The following is a 1,394-nucleotide window of genomic DNA, read 5'->3' as shown; positions in this document are numbered from 1 at the left end:
CTAGAAGACTGGTGAAAAACGAGTAAACTTCTCCGTTATTTGAACGATATGCTCGTAAATTTTGCTGAAAATCGAAAAAGCCAACGGGTATTGGTGGCTCCATTCCCTTGGATTTTTTGTTTTTGCGCATGCCAATGTACCGGTATTAGGTCTTCTTCCCTTCAACCGGCATAACCGTTTGAGGTTTTGAACAATCGCTGTGCACAGAGCTTGTTCCTGCATACAATCAAGCCCCCTGCTTCGTGCACGCTCCAGCCCATGTACGTTTTTGGATTCGGCATATCCATGTTCCAGACGCGTGCGCTTGACTTGAATCTCCCGGTATTTCCCATCGAGCTGGATTTGTTTAGCCTTGTTTTTGATCCGGACTTCTTCGACTTTGGCTTGTCTTTTCCGTTGTCTCTCGGGGTCATTGGTTTTTCTCTTCCAGGTTGGAGTTTCTTCCAACTTAAGATTCTGGAGGGAAACCAGAGGGGTGATCCCCTGTGAAAACAGAGATTGAAGGTAGAACGGGGTGCCGTAAGCTTTATCGGCCGACAAGGTGCGAATCTTGATGGGTTTATGTTTAAAACGGACCTCAGCCAGTTGGTGAAGGCTGACTTCCCGCTCGGCTGTTCCTGAAGCCACGCTTGCTGTTGTTGCGAGGATCACACCGGATTCCACGTCCATGAGGTTATGGACCAGGTAGCGCAAATAGGTTTCCTGTCCTTTGCTTTTCCGATACAGACGGGCATCGGGATCAGTCACGCTTCGATAGGTTTGATTGGAAAACTTTTTCCCGCGAAAGTTTTCATGCGCCGCGCGCTCTTCAAGCCCATTGGTTTTCGGCTTTTCTTGGTTGGAAGGGCTGCCTGAAGTTGGATCTCTGTCGTTATCATCGTCTTGGTTGTCGTGACGCTCGGAGGATGCTTTCCGATCGTCTCGTTCCAATTCCGAAAGATAGTCTTGAAGCGATTGGACCGGAGCTAATGTCTTTTCCTGCAAACTGTGGATGGAGGCATTCGCGCGGACCTGTGTTCCGTCCACACCGGCATGAACGTCCGGCTTGACCAGGCCTGCAGCGATACACTGATCCACTACCTGATGCATGAGGCGATCGAATACCCCATGTTGACGCCAAAGTGCCCTGGTTTTCACAAGGGTGGTACGGTCCGGAAGGGAGGATTCAAAATCCAGTCCACAAAACCATAAATAACCGGCATGCATGGGCAATATACTGAAAAACTCGCGTTCCGAATGGTTAAAGAGGTACTCGAGTACGATGATTCGAACGACGAGCTCCGGATCAATCGAAGGACGCCCTGTCTTCTCGGAATAAAGAGGAGCCACCCATTCGTGAACCTGAGAAAAGTCGATGACATCTTTCAATTTCCGCAGGATATGCTTTTGGGGAA

General features: G+C 49.3%; 1 pseudogene. It reads right to left on the bottom strand.

Annotated features, from left to right (window positions below):
* Positions 1-120 precede the first annotated feature (120 nt).
* A pseudogene (locus C8P63_RS18675) lies at positions 121-1,394 on the bottom strand (transposase); the annotation flags it as partial.

Source organism: Melghirimyces profundicolus (assembly GCF_003054245.1).
Taxonomy (GTDB): Bacteria; Bacillota; Bacilli; order Thermoactinomycetales; family DSM-45169; genus Melghirimyces; species Melghirimyces profundicolus.
Note: the sequence above shows the minus strand (reverse complement) of the source record. Positions and strands in the feature narration are given on the sequence as shown.